Here is an 18,003-nt window from a genome sequence, read left to right as displayed (position 1 = left end):
CTTAAGTCTCTGATCTTATATCTTAATAATCTCTTTTAATCTTAATGATTATAACGGAGCCATGGGGTCGCATTATCTTCATCAATCACCCATGTCGAGCTTGAATTTGGGTCAGAAGCATCGGCAATATCCCAACCTGAAAAGGTCAGAATTTTTTGCAGCTCAGCGGTGGTTTTTCCTGTACCACCCGCGCTGGTATATTGACCTGAGGTTTCATTATTCCAGTAGCTATTAATGACTATACCATTAGCATAAGGGTCATCTCCAATGAGCCCCCCGACATGATTTACCCCAGTTACAGCGCCATTTGAATAACTATTTTCAACCGTTCCAATATTATATCCAATGAGCCCTCCGACAGAAGTCTTTCCTTCCACAGTGCTGGTTGAATAAGAATTTGTCACAATACCATCGTTATTGTGACCTATTAGACCACCTACGTTGGTATTACCTTTCACTCGCCCAGTCGCATAACTGGCATTGATAATATTATCTGGCGCATTTCCCCCAACAAGACCACCTATATGTTGGCTTTCAACAGCATCACTTGCAATCACATCACCTGTCGCATAGCTATTATTGATATATAAACGTGGTGTTTGATCAGAACCTCTATAAACAGTTGCACCAACCAATCCCCCTAAACCAAACAGGCCGCTAACTTTACCTGTAGCATAGCTTTGGTCAATATGATGTGAGCTGTTTTCCTGAGCACCTAAGAATCCAATTAATCCACCTGCACCCGCAAATCCAAGTTCTGGATGCCAATTTCCATTTACATATGCACCAGATAAAATATTCCCCGTAGCGTGACTATTATAAATACCTTGCCCACTACCCACTAAGCCTCCTGCTCCCATACCTCCTGTACCATTAGGATCAAGACTTTGTTCTTGCTCTACAGTCATTGTAAAATCAGGTAAAGAAATATTGCCTGCAGCATAACTATCATAAATAGGGAATACACTTCCTCCTGCTAATCCGCCAGCACCAAGAATGCCTTTCACATCCGCCTCAGAATAACTTTGGCTAATTTTACCTAAATTAGTATTAATATTTTGCCCACCTGCAGCTCCAATTAGCCCCCCAACATAAAATAAACCATCAACTTTACCGGTACTATGGGCATTTTTAATGTTGCCACTTAAATGTAGTCCTGTGAGAGCCCCCATATAAGCATGTCCTTTGATTGACACATTGGTAAGGCCAACATCTCTTAACTCACTGCCATAAGTAATGCTAAACAATCCTTGAGGAATCGCAACCTGATCATTGATTGGCCCCCAATTGGGTCGAGGTTGATTAATGGTTAAAGCGTCAATTTTGTGCCCTAGTCCATGAAAGTTTCCTTGGAAAATTGGAGCTTCTGGAGGAATGCCTCCTTCAGGTATTTGTTGAATACCTCCATCGACTTTTACTGGTAATTGTCCAATCGCATCAAAGCCTTTCCCGTTATTCCAATTCACCGTATCTGATGCATCAATATTGCTACCCAAGGCATAATTCCCGGTCAGGTTATTGTTCATCCCTTGTAGCGTATTGATATTGGCATCACCTTCTTCACCTAGATCATTAATCACAATGTAGGAACTTCCATTAATCAACAACGTCGGTGATGAACCGCTGATATTAATCTTGGCACCATTATTTAAGTTGTAATCCGAACCAGCTCCATAATTCATGGCGAGTTTGGCTTTATCTCCACTTAAATCCAAATCACTATTAAAGTTAATATCTTTAGTTGCGGTTAGTGTCAGCGCAGTATTGGCATTCCAACTGCTTTCGTCATTGATATTAATATTGCCTTGGCCTTCTGCTGTACCCATCGCATTCAAAGTGACATTGCCTTTGTTTAAAGCATCACCCAAAGTGGTACTGCTGACACTGCCACCAAAGAAATCGACATCGACATTTTTGGCTTTCAGTTCCCAGCCACTGGTGGTCGGCGGTAAGCTGCTCGTACTATTTCGCTGAGTGGTAATGTTGGTGCCTGAACTGACATGAACCTCTGCCGCAGAAGTTTTAATCTGCCCACCATTGCCTCCGTTCGGAGCTGATGCATCTAAGGTACCGCTGACATTCACGGTACCACTGCTTAAATCACTGCCAAGCTCAATCACGCCACGGACATTATTCACCGTTTGTGCTTGGATCACCCCAACACTATTCACCACCGCATTACTTAATTCATCAATCCCTTTTGCAGTAAGGATCACTTTACCGCCATCGGCCTGAATCATTCCACCTGAGTTAATCAAGGCCTGTGCTTTACCTTGATTAATGGTATACCCCAACAAACTACCATTATTTAGATTCAGGGTAATATCACCGCCTGCTGCCAATAATACATTGCCTTGCGGTGCTTTGATCGTACCTGTCTGTTTTACTGTTGGCGCAATTAAGGCAACCGTACCGCCTGTAGGTACAGTAATTTTGCCGCGGTTCTCAACGGTTTTGTTATTGGTAGGGTTGTTAAAATTAAATAGATTGTTATTAAAATCAGCATTACTCAGGTTTAAAGTCGATGCCACTAAACCCGCGGTATTCACCTGTGAGGTACTGCCAAATAACACCCCATTCGGGTTAATAATAAACACTTGTCCATTGGCATTTAACTGACCATTTAAGTTGGATGCACTTGTACCTGTGACGCGGTTTAAGGTAATCGAGCTGCTATTCGGTTGCACGAAATTCACAATTTCATTGCTATTGGTGGAAAAGCTACTCCAGTCAATTGCAGCTTTTGCGGTGGACTGGTTAATCGTGGTGGTGGTACCTGCGGTTGAAATGCTCGCTGTTCCAGAGCTAACCACGCCACCTGTTGGTCCTGCAAATACAATACTTGCACTCAGTACATTCATCGCAAAGAATGCTGCTAGTTTTGCTGTATGAGCAACTGAGCTTTTAGATTTGATTTTTGTTGTTGATTGCGTTGCAACAACGCCACCTTTGGCCTTCTCACTCACGGCTTGCCAGCAAAGATGTGTCGCATTCCATACCACTTGATAGATCTTATTCACAATTATCCCCACCTGTTCTTAATATTTTAAAAAATTGCGATTTATTTTTAGCATATCTTTTTTATTATTTGATTAATTTGTATATTTTCCTGACCAATGGTTAAAACATCATCAAGCAATCGCATAAATCACAGGTGAGTGCTTATCCTGAATTTAAAGAGAACGAGACGTAGAACATTTTATTTAGATGGATAAATCTAATTGATTAAAAATAAGGAAATACTAAAAATTTAAGGATTATTATTCGTTAAAAACGATACGATTTATGATGATGTGATAAGCATTATATTTAACTTTTACTGAGAGGGTATTAACCATTGACCCGATGATCAATGGTTAAAAATTTTAACGATTAATAATTAGGTCTTCGGTAAAGTCACACCTGTTTGACCTTGGTATTTACCACCACGATCTTTATATGATGTTTCACACACTTCATCGCTTTCAAAGAACAACATTTGTGCAACACCTTCACCTGCATAAATACGCGCTGGCAAATTGGTTGTATTTGAGAACTCTAGGGTAACATGACCTTCCCACTCAGGTTCTAACGGCGTTACGTTTACAATGATTCCGCAACGCGCATAAGTCGATTTACCCAAACAAACCGTAAGAACATTTCGTGGAATACGGAAGTATTCGATGGTACGCGCTAAAGCAAATGAGTTTGGTGGAATAATGCACACATCAGATTCGATATCGATAAAGCTTTTATCATCGAAGTTCTTTGGGTCAACAATCGCTGAATGAACGTTGGTAAACACCTTAAATTCGCGCGCACAACGGACATCGTAGCCATAGCTCGATACCCCATAAGAAATCAACTTTTCTCCGTTTTCATCAAAACGAACTTGATTCTCTGCATAAGGTTCAATCATGCCGTGTTTTTCGCTCATTTCACGAATCCAACGATCAGATTTTATTGCCATGACTTTTTATCCATAGACGAAGTTAATAATTGGCGAGTACTTTAACGTAAAATGGTATCAATGAAAACAACAGCACTATCCTGTTATGTGGATAACGCTGTCAAAGTTATAAATTGATTAATGCTGAGTAGCTAATTGGGATGGCAAAAGCCATAAGTACGACAGATGCAGTACGCTGTAATTTTGATTGAGACAACCATGCAACTTTATTCGTTGCTAACATGGCACCAACTGAAATCCAGAATAATGCAATTGGCAAAATCAAACCGACAAAAGTACTCATATGTGCCATATAAATCTCTTGGCTTTTCCATGCTGCAACAGGAAAAATCGCTGAAGCAAATAACAGTGCTTTAGGATTCAACAAGGTCGCACATAGCAATTCTCTAGGTCGAATCGTGGGTTGATTTAAAGCCACTTCTTGGTTCGCAGTGCGCCATAATTTAATCGCAAGAAAGACGATATAACCCGCACTTAATAATTTCAAAAAGATAGGCAATGCAGGTAAAGTTGTAGAGACTTTACCAATCAGCATGCCCCATGCACTAATTGCGATGATATAACCAATTGCTTCTGCTGGAATCAAGAGTAAAGATTTGCGTAATCCAACTTGAATACCCGAAGATGCCAATAAGGTATTGGTAGGACCAGGCGTCAACAGAATGGTAATGACTAAACCAATAAAGAACCATGAAATCATTGAATGACCTCACTAGGAGATCGTTTCAGATTAATCCAATTCATAAGCCATAGCAAAAAATTAACTGTAAACAGTTATGACCAAATACAAGTTAAACAACTGTTTTATATTTATTTTATAAATTTCAAGCCTACTCTACTCAACAGTCACTGCATAAAAAGCGTCTATTTAAAATACAATAAATGTAACCTATCCATTTTGGGCTGATTTTTAGTGCAATAATGTCTGATGTAATTTTAAGTTTTCACTAAGTAAATCGTGTTATTTTCTATACAATTTCCTGTTTATCTGTCCTATTGGGTCTATTTCCGCATTTATGCCTAAGCAATTCTTTCACAAGTGGCTGCCTTCATCAGAGAAAGTCGCGAGCTTAAAGCTGATGAAAATTTTTGGCGATCGCGCCTTAAATCCATTGCTTTGGTATGTGAATCGTCGCTCGATTGCAAAAGCCATGTTTATTGGCACCTTCTGGGGGATTTTACCCGTCCCCTTTCATAGTCTGTTTATTATTCTGACGGTATTATTTTTTGAAGTAAATTTACCAATTGGCCTCTGTATGGCTTGGCTCACCAATCCTTTTACCGTGGTGCCAATTCTGTATTTAGGCTTTTGGTTTGGGACAAAAATTTATCACGTCAATATGATAAACAAAGAGATGCTACTTGGTGTTCTGCATCAAATTCTAAACTGGATTAAGAACTTTGGACATGGTCATATTGATTTTAGTTTGGCCAAAATTTTAGTTTCAGGTCTAATCATTGAAGCTGTTTTATTTGCCATTTTATTTTATCTAGCGACTCACCTGATGTGGCGCTGGATCGTGATTCGCAGCTGGCGCAAACGAGAAAAACAACAGAGAGAAGAAACCATTTAAATGATTTCTTCTCGATCATATTCATTATTTAGCGTCTGCTTTCGCCTTCATATATTGCTCCGCGACCTCAAGTGCATAGTCCTGACACGCTTCGCCTGTTGCAGGGTCATAGGCGCCATTATTGGTAATATTATTCGATAAGATACGTACCCCAAGGAATGGTACTTTGAACTGTTGCGCAATTTGAGCCACCGATGCGGCTTCCATTTCTTCTACAGAGGTTCCGTATTTGGTATGAAAAAAGTTGATACGATCAAGTTCATTATTCCAGGTATCTGCTGAACCGATGGTGCCTTCGACCACTTGTCCTTTGCTGTAATGCACTTTAGCTTTATAAGCGGCGATCAGTAACTCCTTATCCCCTTCGAATTTACGAATCGCAATCGGTTCTGGATCAGACTCATCTTCTGGTAATACATCAAATGCTTCATTCCACTCCAGTGAATTAGAACCACCGCCAATCGGTTTATTTGGCGTTTTAAATGCACCAATATTGGTGGTGTATTTGCCTAATACAATATCAAACACCTTGAGGTCTGGATCATGTCCACCTGAGGTGCCCTGATTGATAATCGCAATCGGTTGATAATGCTGAATTGCAATGGCTGTCGCTGCGGCCGAGTTGCTCATCCCCATCCGGGTTTTAGAGATCACCATTGGATAACCTTTATAGGTGCCTTTCCAGAATTTCCAGCCACCAATGGTTTCTACACTGACATTTTCTAGTTTTGATGCCATTCGCTCTGATTCAACAGGTAATGCACCTTGGATCACAATCGGCTGTAATTTTGGTTTTTCCTGTACTTGGTTATTACTATTTGAAGAATTATCTCCATTACAGCCACTTAAAACTAAAGCTGCACAAACACTGACAATACCCATCAGGCTTTTAAATTGCATCATCGATCTATACTCAAAAATCAAAACAAGTGATAAGCAAGCAACATACCATTTTTTATTTTTTTAATTTATTTTTAAAGCGTAAAAATAAAAACTTATTTTAATCAAATAGTAAAAACCCAGCAGGATATGCTGGGTTTTTGAGCATTTTAGAAGATACGCTTATCGTCTTTCTGACGTTTGGGTAACTTCTCCATTTGTTGCAACACGGCTTGGGCAATATTGAGATAACTGTCTGCGGCTGCATCCTTTGCGATCACACTTGGTGTGCCTTGATCTGCATGTTCACGAATTTTGGCATCTAAAGGTAAATGACCAAGCAAAGGAATATGATATTGCTCAGATAACTGATCACCACCGCCTGTACCAAAAATTTGCTCTTCATGACCACAATTTGAACAGATATGCGTCGACATATTCTCAATCACACCGAGTACTGGAATATTCACTTTATTAAATAATTCAATACCCTTGGTTGCATCCATCAACGCAACATTTTGCGGCGTGGTGACAATCACTGCACCCGTCACAGGAATACGTTGTGCCAGAGTCAGTTGGATATCGCCTGTACCGGGTGGCATATCAATCACCAGTACATCTAGATCAGGCCATAAAGTCTGATTGAATAACTGCATCAACGCACCAGTTGCTTTCGGACCACGCCATGCCACAGGTGTATTGTGTGCACCAATTAAATGCCCAATCGACAGTACCGCCATGCCGTAAGCATCTAAAGGTACAAAGTGTTCATTTTCAATCTGTGGGGTTCTGCCCGCATTGCCCAACATGGTTGGGATACTTGGTCCGTAAATATCGGCATCCAACACACCAACTTTTAGACCAAGTTGTTGCAATGCAAGTGCAAGGTTGACCGTAGTCGTTGATTTACCTACACCACCCTTACCCGAAGAAACCAGAATCACATTTTGGATACGTGGATGAGCAGCCACATCACGTTGTTGTGGTGCAGCTTTTTGAATCGGGGGATTATTCGGATCGGCTTCTACTTTAGGTGATGCATCCATCACAGGAGGTAAATTGCTGTTTTCTGCTTTTGGCTTCGATGAGCAACTATGACCTGCTTCACCATGCGCCGCATGTTTTTGTTGAATAATATGTAAGTTTAATTCTTGGATCCCACACTTTTCCAAAGCTTCAGCCAGTTCATCATGGATCTGCTGTAAATGATCTTTTTCTTGCGGGTAAGTATTAATCGTGAGTTGTAAAATACGGCCTTGTACATTCACTTGGCTGATACGCTCTTTGAGCGCATTGTCTGAATGTGGCAGGACATAATTTTGTAGAACTGTTTGAATCTCGTCTTCCTTCACTTCTTGCGCTGGTGAAAAAACAGATTTTAAGGAAGAAAGCCACGACATTTTGTTTACTCCAAAAACAGATCAACATTTCACTGAGTTTGGCTAGTTTAGCAGTATTGAAGAATTGACGCTCATATCAAAGCAGATAATTGCTCATTTTTTATAGCAACTTTTCTGCTTTAAATTTCAATCTTCAGCAACTGATACTTTTCACAGGAACAGGATATATTACTAAGCTGATCAGATCGACGATGAGAATATGGGATGACGCTTTCATCATATGCAGAGTCACATGATGTTTATGCTTAACTTGGGAGTATTCAATGACACGATATTATTTGGCGATATGTAGTTTTTTTGCTTGCTTCCCGCTATTCGCCCAAGAATCGATGAATCGTGCTGTTTATCAATTGCCACCACAAACAGAAATCGTGGTAAATAAGCAAAAAGAGCTATCCCCATCGTCTGAAATTAAGGTATCAATTAGAATCAGCCCAGAAAAAAATGGGTTAAAGATTCAATTATTCAAAGCAAGCAACTCAGAGCGACTTAATCGGCATGCTTTAGCGCTTGCACAACAGATAAAACCAGAGGATTTACCCACTCAAGAGACTTCGGCAGAACAACGTGATCACAATAGTAAACGCCTATTCTCAAACTATGAGCAAATCTATTATTTTATTTCCATGCAAGATCAAGCTGTTATACAACGTATTCGACGGGTTGCTTCACCGTCGTCCTTAACTGAAATGGCCTGTTTGCTTTTACAAAAAAGTGTTCCATTAGAAGGTGAATCTTTCAGATTGAATGTCAAACTCTACATCGATAAAGAAGGCAAAATACATCACCAAGAAACTCAGCCACCCTTAGAAACAGCATTAATGAATCAACTTTTCCCTGATCAAAAACGTACTCAGCCCTTTTATAAGATTTTCGATCTAGAACGCCAACAATACATTGATATGCCCATTAATCAGCCGGTACGATTTATTTGTACGACATGATCGAAACCCATTTAAAAAATATTCAAATAAAAATCCTCAAACATAGTTTGCCTATGTTTGAGGAAGATCTACAGTCGATCACAAGGTTAGCAAGCTTAACCTTTGAATTTATTGATCGTATCCGTTGCGGCTTTCTTTAAATCATCCAGCTTATGACTTGCTTGAGCTTTTAGATCATCAAACTTTGCAGCAGCTTCATCTTTTAGCTCAGAGGCTTTGGCTTTGGCATCATCCAGTTTATGACCAGCTTCTTCTTTAAAGTGATCAAACTTATCTTGAACCGCATGTTGGGTATCTTCAAGTTTGGCTTTAATATCATCCACTTTAGATGAAACTGCCTCTCTACCTTCTGCATTTTGCTCAGAGACATCTTTCTTTAAATCATCAAGGGCTTTTTCGCCTTTTAACTTAAGCTCCTCGGCGGAGTGTTTTAAGTCATCCACTGCTTTTTCACCTTGTAGCTGAGCTTCTTTTGCTTTGTATTTTAAGTCATTACCCAATTCTGCTGCTTGGTCTTTTAATTCATCAAGTTTTTCGTTTGTCATGATATTTCCTCACTATAGGTAAAAAACATATTGTTTGGATCAATCTTAGTTATACCGTGTTTGAAGTTTTTTTTTGCCCATTGCTGCAAATTGAAACAAATGGGATACAGGAAGATTCAATTGATTGCGGATTGATAAAGCTTTTAATTTTTAGATATAAAAATCATATAAATGAATAACATCCCATTTATTCAACAAAATCAGATCGTAGAATCTCATACAGCACATGCCAGCTTAAGGGATGCTCTGAGGCTAAAGCGGGATGCTGAAACTCCGATACTTTTTTCATATTTAATTTTCGCATCACAGCTTGTGACTTGGCATTTTCTAACGTGGTAAATGCAACGACTTTCTCCAGTTTCAATTGATCAAAAGCAAATGCAAGTGCCGCTTGGGCAGCTTCTGGTGCATAACCTTGTCCCCAATAGGCTTGATCGAGTCGCCATCCAATTTCCACACACGGCGAAAATGAAAATTGTGTCGGTTGATCATGTAAACCGGTAAAACCAATAAATTGCTGATTGTGCTTTAGCTCAACCGCCCAAAAGCCCCAGCCTTTTGCATCGATAATTGATTTCATTCGATCAATCAGTGCATCGCTTTCTGCTCGAGTCAGGAGTTTAGGGAAATATTCCATTACCTGTGGATTGGTGCCCATTGCGGCAAAGGATGCATAGTCCTCTGCTTGCCATTGTCTTAAGCGTAATCGTGCAGTTTCGATCATTTTTGCAACCAATAAATTTGTATTAAAAACTATTAACAATATAAGGAGATAGTTCGGATATACTTCCGCAATATCTCAATCATAGACCTCGTTGTCAGAATTACCTAATATGAATGAAAATGAACTCTTAGAAATTCAGCAGGAACTTCAAGCCCAAGAAAAACGTTTGAAGTACATACTTTCAAGTAAAAGAAGAATCCAAAACATGATTCTTTCGTTTGAAAAAGATCTTGCTGAACAGTTAATTCCAGTGATTCATCAGCAAAGTGATGATAAAGCACCTGTTGAAAGCAGTCTAGCGCTTACGATCTGCTGGAAATTTTCTAAAGCTGAATTTCCTAAAACCGAACATTGGTGCAGTGAACTGAGTATTACTGAGCTTGAGTTCAAAGATGAATTTACGGTGGCACTAAAAGCACAAGCATGGTTAGGAACTTTGGGCAGTGATGAACTTTGGCAGACGCCAATGTTTGCTGAAATTACCCTTGATCCGAAAACGGACGGCTTAAAGAGCTATCACATTCATTTCCTATCTAAAGGAAAGATTATCTCTTTAAGAAAAAATTCAAAGCACAGTGTCACAGTAAAACAAATGCAAAGTATGTAATCCTTCGGGATGCATACTCTCCTGCTCTAGATCCTCTCAAATTGATTTAAATCGCCATACTTCTTTTTGCATATCAACACATAATAACTATTGGCGCTGATACAACCCAATGCAAGCACAGGCAAAACCGCAACAAAAATGAAAAGACTCATGGCTAATGTTTCAAAATCAAAGCCATTCACTTGATCTTCTAGTAAAATCAGCAGCACTAAGCACATCCACCCCGTAAAAAAGACCAAACTGACTTTTAAAAACTGCGCCAAATCAAAAATTTTGCTGGGTAATTTCAATATTGATAAAACAATAACGTAGAAGATAAAAGCAAGCACGATCAGAAATGGAGTGAGATATAGCATCACTTGCATCGCATTGCTGACCACATGCAATAAATGGTTTTGTTGAAAGTTTAAGAACAAACAATAGGGAATCACAAAACTAAAAACCGATGCCACACTTGCGCAAAAAGATGCACAAAGCAAATGCCAAGATCTCATGGTTGGTTCCTTTATTTATTGAGCATGCAGCCATTATCAGTAAAGGAAATGTGTTTTGATTGAAGTGCAAGTGAAGCTTGCATGAAGTCATGAAAATAGACCCATAACACAGCTTGAAAAGATTTCACCGAATCCCTTGTGCAAGTCGGGGCCAAGTCATGTAAAATCATCTGCCTTGCAAATACGAATGAGAGAACAATATCCGTGCGTAAAATTTTAGTCACCAATGCCCTACCTTATGCCAATGGTCCTATCCATATGGGTCACTTACTCGGTTATATCCAAGCAGATATTTGGGTTCGTGCGATGCGTGCAATGGGCCATGATGTGACTTATGTATGTGCGGATGATGCTCACGGTACAGCAATCATGCTACGTGCTGAAGCCAACGGGATTAGCCCAGAACAACAAATTGCCAATGTTCAGAAAGAACATATCCGTGACTTTGATGGTTTTGGCGTACATTTCGATCACTATGATTCAACCAATAGTGACGAGAACAAAGCACGTTCAGAAGAAATCTATATTAAAAACCGTGAAGCCGGCAATATTGCCATTCGCCCTGTTAGCCAGTTATTCGACCCTGAAAAAGGCATGTTCCTGTCTGACCGTTTCATTAAAGGCACGTGCCCGAAATGTAAAGCGGAAGATCAATACGGCGACGCTTGTGAAGTGTGCGGTACAACCTACAACGCCACTGAATTAGAAAACCCGCGTTCAACTTTAAGTGGTGCGACTCCTGTTGAGAAATCATCGGATCACTATTTCTTTAAACTTCCGAATTTCTCAGAATACTTACAGAAATGGACCCGTGACCAAGGCCGTTTGCCTGTTTCGATTGCTAACAAACTAGACGAATGGTTTGAAGCAGGTTTATCGGATTGGGATATTTCGCGTGATGCGCCTTATTTCGGTTTTGAAATTCCAGATGCGCCAAATAAATATTTCTATGTTTGGGTGGATGCACCGATTGGTTATATGTCGAGCTTTGAAAACTACATCAAAACTAAACGTCCCGATTTAAGTTTCGATGATTTCTGGAAAAAAGACAGCGATAAAGAAGTCTATCACTTCATTGGTAAAGACATCGTTTACTTCCATGCACTGTTCTGGCCTGCAATGCTTGAAGGTGCTAACTACCGTACCCCATCAGGTTTATTCGTGAATGGCTTCTTGACGGTGAATGGTCAGAAGATGTCGAAATCTCGTGGAACCTTCATTAAAGCTGAAACCTATTTAGAGCATTTGAATCCTGAATATCTACGTTACTACTTTGCGTCTAAACTGTCTGACAAAGTTGAAGATTCAGATTTGAACCTAGATGACTTCGTTCAAAAAGTGAATTCTGACCTTGTTGGTAAAGTGGTGAATATTGCCAGCCGTTGTGCAAAATTTATTAACACCAACTTCAATAATACTTTGTCAAATACATGTGCAGAGTCTGAACTGGTTCAAAGCTTTATTGATGCAGGTGATTCAATCGCACAAGCTTATGAAGCACGTGAATTCTCGGCAGCAATCCGTGAAATTATGGCGTTGGCTGACCGTGCGAATCAGTATATCGATGAGAAAAAACCGTGGGCACTTGCCAAGCAAGAAGGTCAGGAACAACAAGTTCATGATGTGTGTTCGGTGGGTATTAACCTGTTCCGTCAACTTGCGATTTACTTAGCTCCAGTCTTACCAACACTTGCTGCACAGGTTCAAGCCTTCTTACAACTTGAAAGTTTTGACTTTGCATCACGTCAGCAAATTTTGCTTGCACATGAAATTGCTCAATTCCAACCTTTAATGCAACGTGTTGATGCCAAAGCGGTTGCGGCAATGGTGGATGCCTCTAAAGATTCTTTAGCTGCTGCGGCAGAAGCACCAAAAGCAGAGAAGAAAAAAGAAAAGAAAGCCGAGAAGAAGCCTGAGCCAAAAGTAGGTGAAGCTGAAATTATCGGTATTGAAGACTTTATGAAGGTTGACCTTCGTGTTGCTCAAGTACTTGAGGCAGCAACCGTTGAAGGTTCTGATAAATTGCTGCAATTGACTTTAGATGTCGGTGAAGCTGAAGCACGTAATGTGTTTAGTGGTATTCGTGAGTTTTATCAGCCAGAAGATCTAAAAGACAAATTGGTGGTGATGGTGGCAAACCTTGCGCCACGTAAAATGCGCTTTGGTATTTCTAACGGTATGGTACTTGCCGCAGGTAATGGCGAAGGTGTTTGGGTGATTTCACCTGAATCTGGCGCAAAACCAGGCGATAAAGTGTCTTAATATATAAAACTGATGTAAGGGTTTCTTCGGAAGCCCTTTTTTTATTTCTATAATTCAACCAAAATATTAAATGAACGATAAATACATCAGGTAAAACATGTTCCAAAAAATAATAGCTTTTCTTTTTTTAAGCATTTTTTGTTTGCATAGTGCGGTTGCTCAAGCACCGGATTATCAATTTAGCCCTCAAGTACAACAAGCCAAAGATCAAGTTCAACTAATATTCAATACTTTATTCCAATCGGATGATGAGAATCAAAATATAAAAGTTGATCCTACATTAAAACAGCTACTTTCAGAGAATAAGGAGGTGAAGGCAAAAGAATATATCGATCAACAGCAAAACTTATTTTTAAAGCAAATGAATCGCTATATCAAACAAGGAGACCCAACTGCATCTGTTGCACTTTTAGAATTTGCTCTATTCTCACAAGATTCAGCGTTAAAAGAACAAATCGACCTTAAGCCAATTCAAAAGCTTTCCAATCAAAAGGATGCTTATGCAAGTTATTTGCTGGCGCAATACTATTCAACTACTGAGCAATACATCCCCTTACTCGAAAAAGCAGGGCAGCAAGGTTCTGTTGCTGCACAAATGACACTTGCAGATGAATATGGTTTTCGACTGCCGGTTGAACAGCAAGATGCCAAAAAAGCTGCGTTTTGGGCAAATAAGGCCAAACAAAATTTAGGTGAAGCGGCCTATACCGAGCAGAAATGTGCATTGGCAAATTGTGATCTTGAAGAATTTGAAATGGTAGACTTTTCCAAGCTAACCCAGCATTAAAGCCATACGCTAAGACGAGAACCTCTCATAAAATCCGCTTACAAAAGTGGATTTTTTTCTGCGCTCAAATACCCAATTTTATTTGAATTCATGGTAAAAAAGTTTTTCTCTAATAAATTTAATGATTCTATGAAAAAAACAGCCCTCCTCCTTTCCGTCTCATTCTTGAGCAGCTTCCCTTTACTTAGCCATGCAGAAACAAGCAAGATCCTGCCAATCATTGAACAACAAAAACAGGTTGCGGGCTACTACCAACACCAAGTCGGTGATGTACAAATTACCGCCCTGCTCGATGGAACTAACTTTATGTCACCAAGCTTGTTTAAAGATATTTCACCGCAACAAGTCCAGCAAATCTTAAAGAAGTACTATGCTGATCAAGATAAAGGCGTACAGACCTCCATCAATGCTTTCCTCGTCAATACTGGAAAATCATTGGTACTCGTCGATAGCGGTGCAGCCAGTTGTTTTGGTGCCCATTTAGGCTCAATTCTAAAAAACCTCGAGGCTTCAGGCTACAAACCGGAACAGGTCGATACCATTTTACTCACGCATTTACATCCTGATCATGTTTGCGGCATCAGCAAAGATGGCGTAGCCAATTTCCCCAACGCAACCGTGTACGTTTCCAGTGACGAAGCCAATTATTGGCTTGATCCAAAACAGGCTGCCAAGCTTCCTAAAGATAAACAAGCGGGTTATGAAGGAACCGTAAAGCACATTAAACAAGCGATTGCCCCATACCAAGCCAAACAGCGCTTTAAGACCTATAAACTCGGTGATGAAATTCAGGGCTTTAAAGTCATTAACACGGCGGGACATACGCCTGGTCACTTTAGCTATGAATTAAAAACCAAAGGTGAAAGCGTGGTGTTTATTGGAGATATCGTGCATTCACATACTGTGCAATTCGATCAACCCAAAACTGCGATTGAATACGATATTGACCCGAAAAAAGCCGTCGCTACACGCTTAAAGCAGTTTGCTGATTTCGCCAAAAATGGACAAACCATTGCTGCTCCCCATTTACCATTCCCAGGGATTGGACATATTTATTCTGCTGATGGAAAGAGCTATCAATGGATTCCTGTGCATTTTAAAGATTAAGCGAGATGCGTTGATTCTAGGCAATAAAAAAGCGACCTTCTCGGTCGCTTTTTTCTGCTGCATCATTTCATGCCAAAGATCAGCTTTAATCCGAGCAAGGTCATCACACCACCCGCAATCCGATCAAATATCGATTTTGATTTTAAATAAACTTTACGTGGGCCTTCGGCTGACAATGCTACTGCAACCAGCGAATACCAACCTGCATCAATAAAGAAGCACAGCATTGGCAACACCACATAGTAATAACTTGGAATGTCTTTCGGTAATAAGGCGGTAAAAATACTGGCAAGGATAATCGCAATCTTCGGATTACTGAGTTGAGTAATCAGCCCTAAGCGAAAGGCTTGTGCATAGCTCATGCGATTCACAGTGCCATTGACTGCTTCCATTGGTTCTTTGGCATGTTTGATAATTTTATACGCCAGCCAAAGTAAGTACAGACCACCAAATATTTTTAGTGCGATATAAGCAGAAGGTACGGCTAATAGAATCGCTTGCAAGCCCATGACCGCAAGCAAACCAAATAAGGCTGCACCCGTGCCTGTTCCCAAGGCGGTAAACAGTCCATGCTTACGAGAAATCGCAATTGAGTTTTTAGCCACATAAATAAAGGTAGGACCGGGGCTGATTGCACCCAACATTAAAGCCAAAGCAATTGAGCCTAAAATCAATAACGATTCCAAGTGAAACCTCTAGATTAGAATAATTTTCAAATATTAATTTTACTGAAAAAGTATCGCCAGAAGATATAAAAATTTTGACTAATCTCAGCAATTTTTGTGCGCTTTAAGCAACAGAAGTTGATGAGAAAGCCTCAAGCTAGAGCAAAGACTCAATTTACAATGAATATCAAACACTTAAAAATAGCATATTCATCTCCGTCATGGATCGAGTATCCGATTTTTCTATAAAACTAATTTTATGATCAAAATTTGTCATCCATTTTAGTGTAACTTTCATTTATTTTTAGCGACTTAAAACCCATAATAAATTTATGGAATTAAATTCATTTTCATCAATAACGATAACCGAGGCACATTAGATGCAAACTAAAAAATTGAAAAATTTAGACCCTTCACAATCACATCTGTGGATTATTGGCGGTGGTATTGCTGGTATGGCGGCGGCAGCCTTTGCCATTCGTGATGCCAAAGTCCCTGCCCAAAACATTCATATTTTAGAAGAGCTTGAGGTCTCAGGCGGTTCAATGGATGGTGGACACAACCCACTCAATCCAAACCATGCATGGGTAACTCGTGGTGGAAGAATGTTGACCGATGAAACCTACCTCTGCACATGGGATCTATTTTCCAGCATCCCCTCACTGGAAGATCCCAACATTTCTGTCCGCGAAGAATGCCGTGAATTTAATGAAAAAATTAAAACCCATGCCCAAGCTCGCTTAATCGATGCCAACCATGTCATTGCAGAAGCCGAAAAGCTTGGCTTATCCACCTTGAATCGCGCACAGATGCTACGCCTGCTGGCACTCAAAGAAGAACGGATTGGCAGCCGTCGTATTGATGAATTTTTTGATGATGCATTTTTCCAAAGCAATTTCTGGCGGATGTGGCGCACCACCTTTGCCTTTCAGAAATGGCATAGTGCAGCGGAATTACGCCGCTATTTCTTACGCTTTATTCAGGAATTACCCCGTATTCATACCTTGGCTGGGGTTAAGCGTACTAAATACAATCAATATGATTCGATGATTTATCCCTTACAACGTTGGTTAGTCGAACAAGGCGTGGATGTGCGCTTTGGTACTTATGTCACCGATGCTGATTTTATTGAAGATGAGCAAAGTAAACAACGTAAGGCAAGCAAGCTTTATCTCAATCTCTCAGAAGGGACTGAACAGATTATCTTAGGTGAACATGATCTCGCCTTATTTACCTTAGGCTCGATTACAGCCGATTCACGTTATGGTGGTCAAAATGATGTGCCAGCCTTAATTCGTGATCGACAGGACCATGGCTGGCGCTTATGGGAAACCCTTGCACAAAAAGCACCTGATTTTGGCCGCCCAATGACCTTTAATGGCAATATCGACGAACATAAATGGAAGTCTTTTACCCTGACCCTGCATGATGATGTGCTGCTCAAACGTATCATCGAATACACAGGCAATGAGCCAGGAACGGGTGCACTGATGACTTGGTTTGAATCAGGCTGGCATTTATCCATCGTCGTGCCTGCGCAGCCACATTTTGCTGACCTACCTAAAGGCAAATTTACCCTATGGGGCTATGGCTTTGAAATTGACCACATCGGTGACTACATCAAAAAACCAATGAGTGAAGCCACTGGGCAAGAAATTGTGATTGAGTTAATTCGCCAACTCGGATTCGACGATATTCTGGATCATGTACTGGCGCATAGTGACATTAGCACCGTGATGATGCCCTATGCTTCTGCCCTGTTTGCCTGTCGTAAAGCGGGCGACCGTCCCTTACTGATTCCAGAGAATGCCGTTAATTTTGCTTTCTTGGGTCAATTTGTGGAACTGGAAGATGATGTGGTGTTTACCGTGGAATATTCCATCCGTGGCGCCATGCTTGCTATTTATCAACTCTTAGGGGTAGACCGTGAAGTTCCTGAAATCTACAACGGTCTGCTCGACCCTAAAGTCGGTTTAAAAGCATTAGAAACCGTATTTCATTAAATCCTTCTGAAATACTAAAATGAAGTAGATCTTGATGATCTACTTCATCCACTTGATCAGTCC

General features: G+C 40.3%; 16 protein-coding genes. 7 read left to right on the top strand and 9 right to left on the bottom strand.

The features are described from left to right. Positions 1-41 precede the first annotated feature (41 nt). From MN869_RS11320 to MN869_RS11310, 3 genes are all read right to left on the bottom strand, one after another. Positions 42-3,020, bottom strand: coding sequence for a filamentous hemagglutinin N-terminal domain-containing protein (locus MN869_RS11320; RefSeq protein WP_241345196.1), 2,979 nt, complete (start codon positions 3,018-3,020; stop codon positions 42-44). A gap of 359 nt (positions 3,021-3,379) precedes the next feature. Further along, positions 3,380-3,949, bottom strand: coding sequence for a dCTP deaminase (dcd, locus tag MN869_RS11315; protein WP_003653416.1), 570 nt, complete (start codon positions 3,947-3,949; stop codon positions 3,380-3,382). A 106-nt stretch (positions 3,950-4,055) separates the two neighbouring features. Beyond that, complete coding sequence (locus MN869_RS11310; RefSeq protein ID WP_004804846.1) at positions 4,056-4,649, bottom strand: LysE family transporter; 594 nt, start codon at positions 4,647-4,649, stop codon at positions 4,056-4,058. Positions 4,650-4,965: 316 nt separating this feature from the next. Here MN869_RS11310 and MN869_RS11305 point away from each other — a divergent pair, with 316 nt between their 5' ends. Next, on the top strand, positions 4,966-5,523 hold the full coding sequence (locus MN869_RS11305; protein WP_032858878.1) for a DUF2062 domain-containing protein: 558 nt from the start codon (positions 4,966-4,968) through the stop codon (positions 5,521-5,523). A gap of 24 nt (positions 5,524-5,547) precedes the next feature. On the opposite strand, the gene MN869_RS11300 is transcribed toward MN869_RS11305, so the two are convergent. Next, positions 5,548-6,426 (bottom strand): 5'-methylthioadenosine/S-adenosylhomocysteine nucleosidase, encoded by an 879-nt coding sequence (locus MN869_RS11300; RefSeq protein WP_081406946.1) that lies wholly within the window; start codon positions 6,424-6,426, stop codon positions 5,548-5,550. 146 nt (positions 6,427-6,572) lie between these two features. Then, positions 6,573-7,802, bottom strand: a complete 1,230-nt coding sequence (gene apbC, locus MN869_RS11295; protein WP_033133503.1) for an iron-sulfur cluster carrier protein ApbC — start codon at positions 7,800-7,802, stop codon at positions 6,573-6,575. Between the two features lie 263 nt (positions 7,803-8,065). On the opposite strand from apbC, the gene MN869_RS11290 reads away from it, so the two are divergent. Next, positions 8,066-8,746 (top strand): hypothetical protein, encoded by a 681-nt coding sequence (locus MN869_RS11290; protein WP_033133502.1) that lies wholly within the window; start codon positions 8,066-8,068, stop codon positions 8,744-8,746. Between the two features lie 95 nt (positions 8,747-8,841). Here the strand turns inward: MN869_RS11290 and MN869_RS11285 are convergent, their stop codons facing one another. Together MN869_RS11285 and MN869_RS11280 are read right to left on the bottom strand one after the other, a co-directional pair. Then, on the bottom strand, positions 8,842-9,291 hold the full coding sequence (locus tag MN869_RS11285) for a hypothetical protein (RefSeq protein ID WP_033133501.1): 450 nt from the start codon (positions 9,289-9,291) through the stop codon (positions 8,842-8,844). Positions 9,292-9,478: 187 nt separating this feature from the next. Beyond that, a complete protein-coding gene (locus MN869_RS11280) occupies positions 9,479-10,015 on the bottom strand; it encodes a GNAT family N-acetyltransferase (protein ID WP_033133500.1) in 537 nt (178 codons plus the stop codon). A gap of 109 nt (positions 10,016-10,124) precedes the next feature. Here MN869_RS11280 and MN869_RS11275 point away from each other — a divergent pair, with 109 nt between their 5' ends. Then, positions 10,125-10,622, top strand: a complete 498-nt coding sequence (locus tag MN869_RS11275) for a hypothetical protein (RefSeq protein WP_005191215.1) — start codon at positions 10,125-10,127, stop codon at positions 10,620-10,622. A gap of 26 nt (positions 10,623-10,648) precedes the next feature. Here MN869_RS11275 and MN869_RS11270 read toward each other — a convergent pair whose 3' ends face one another. Then, positions 10,649-11,116, bottom strand: a complete 468-nt coding sequence (locus MN869_RS11270) for a hypothetical protein (protein WP_005205604.1) — start codon at positions 11,114-11,116, stop codon at positions 10,649-10,651. Positions 11,117-11,320: 204 nt separating this feature from the next. Here MN869_RS11270 and metG point away from each other — a divergent pair, with 204 nt between their 5' ends. From metG to MN869_RS11255, 3 genes are all read left to right on the top strand, one after another. Beyond that, complete coding sequence (gene metG, locus MN869_RS11265; protein WP_033133499.1) at positions 11,321-13,378, top strand: methionine--tRNA ligase; 2,058 nt, start codon at positions 11,321-11,323, stop codon at positions 13,376-13,378. 142 nt (positions 13,379-13,520) lie between these two features. Beyond that, complete coding sequence (locus MN869_RS11260) at positions 13,521-14,165, top strand: sel1 repeat family protein (protein WP_227505284.1); 645 nt, start codon at positions 13,521-13,523, stop codon at positions 14,163-14,165. 129 nt (positions 14,166-14,294) lie between these two features. Next, the gene (locus tag MN869_RS11255; protein ID WP_033133497.1) at positions 14,295-15,272 is read left to right on the top strand and encodes an MBL fold metallo-hydrolase; all 978 of its coding nucleotides are present in this window, start codon (positions 14,295-14,297) and stop codon (positions 15,270-15,272) included. 62 nt (positions 15,273-15,334) lie between these two features. On the opposite strand, the gene MN869_RS11250 is transcribed toward MN869_RS11255, so the two are convergent. Then, positions 15,335-15,958, bottom strand: coding sequence for a LysE family translocator (locus MN869_RS11250; RefSeq protein WP_023270720.1), 624 nt, complete (start codon positions 15,956-15,958; stop codon positions 15,335-15,337). Between the two features lie 359 nt (positions 15,959-16,317). On the opposite strand from MN869_RS11250, the gene MN869_RS11245 reads away from it, so the two are divergent. Beyond that, on the top strand, positions 16,318-17,940 hold the full coding sequence (locus tag MN869_RS11245) for an oleate hydratase (RefSeq protein WP_033133496.1): 1,623 nt from the start codon (positions 16,318-16,320) through the stop codon (positions 17,938-17,940). The last annotated feature ends 63 nt before the right edge of the window (positions 17,941-18,003 follow it).

Origin of the sequence: Acinetobacter sp. NIPH1876, assembly GCF_022808535.1 — a bacterium.
In the GTDB taxonomy this organism is placed as follows: Bacteria; Pseudomonadota; Gammaproteobacteria; order Pseudomonadales; family Moraxellaceae; genus Acinetobacter; species Acinetobacter higginsii.
The sequence above is the reverse complement of the archived record's forward strand: the minus strand, read 5'-3'. Positions and strand labels throughout refer to the sequence as shown.

What these genes read in the sequence shown, in the direction of transcription:
- dcd (WP_003653416.1), bottom strand. Translation starts at nt 3,949, where the DNA reads ATGGCAATAAAATCTGATCGTTGGATTCGTGAAATGAGCGAAAAACAC.
- MN869_RS11310 (WP_004804846.1), bottom strand. Translation starts at nt 4,649, where the DNA reads ATGATTTCATGGTTCTTTATTGGTTTAGTCATTACCATTCTGTTGACG.
- MN869_RS11305 (WP_032858878.1), top strand. Translation starts at nt 4,966, where the DNA reads ATGCCTAAGCAATTCTTTCACAAGTGGCTGCCTTCATCAGAGAAAGTC.
- MN869_RS11300 (WP_081406946.1), bottom strand. Translation starts at nt 6,426, where the DNA reads ATGATGCAATTTAAAAGCCTGATGGGTATTGTCAGTGTTTGTGCAGCT.
- apbC (WP_033133503.1), bottom strand. Translation starts at nt 7,802, where the DNA reads ATGTCGTGGCTTTCTTCCTTAAAATCTGTTTTTTCACCAGCGCAAGAA.
- MN869_RS11290 (WP_033133502.1), top strand. Translation starts at nt 8,066, where the DNA reads ATGACACGATATTATTTGGCGATATGTAGTTTTTTTGCTTGCTTCCCG.
- MN869_RS11285 (WP_033133501.1), bottom strand. Translation starts at nt 9,291, where the DNA reads ATGACAAACGAAAAACTTGATGAATTAAAAGACCAAGCAGCAGAATTG.
- MN869_RS11280 (WP_033133500.1), bottom strand. Translation starts at nt 10,015, where the DNA reads ATGATCGAAACTGCACGATTACGCTTAAGACAATGGCAAGCAGAGGAC.
- MN869_RS11275 (WP_005191215.1), top strand. Translation starts at nt 10,125, where the DNA reads ATGAATGAAAATGAACTCTTAGAAATTCAGCAGGAACTTCAAGCCCAA.
- MN869_RS11270 (WP_005205604.1), bottom strand. Translation starts at nt 11,116, where the DNA reads ATGAGATCTTGGCATTTGCTTTGTGCATCTTTTTGCGCAAGTGTGGCA.
- MN869_RS11255 (WP_033133497.1), top strand. Translation starts at nt 14,295, where the DNA reads ATGAAAAAAACAGCCCTCCTCCTTTCCGTCTCATTCTTGAGCAGCTTC.
- MN869_RS11245 (WP_033133496.1), top strand. Translation starts at nt 16,318, where the DNA reads ATGCAAACTAAAAAATTGAAAAATTTAGACCCTTCACAATCACATCTG.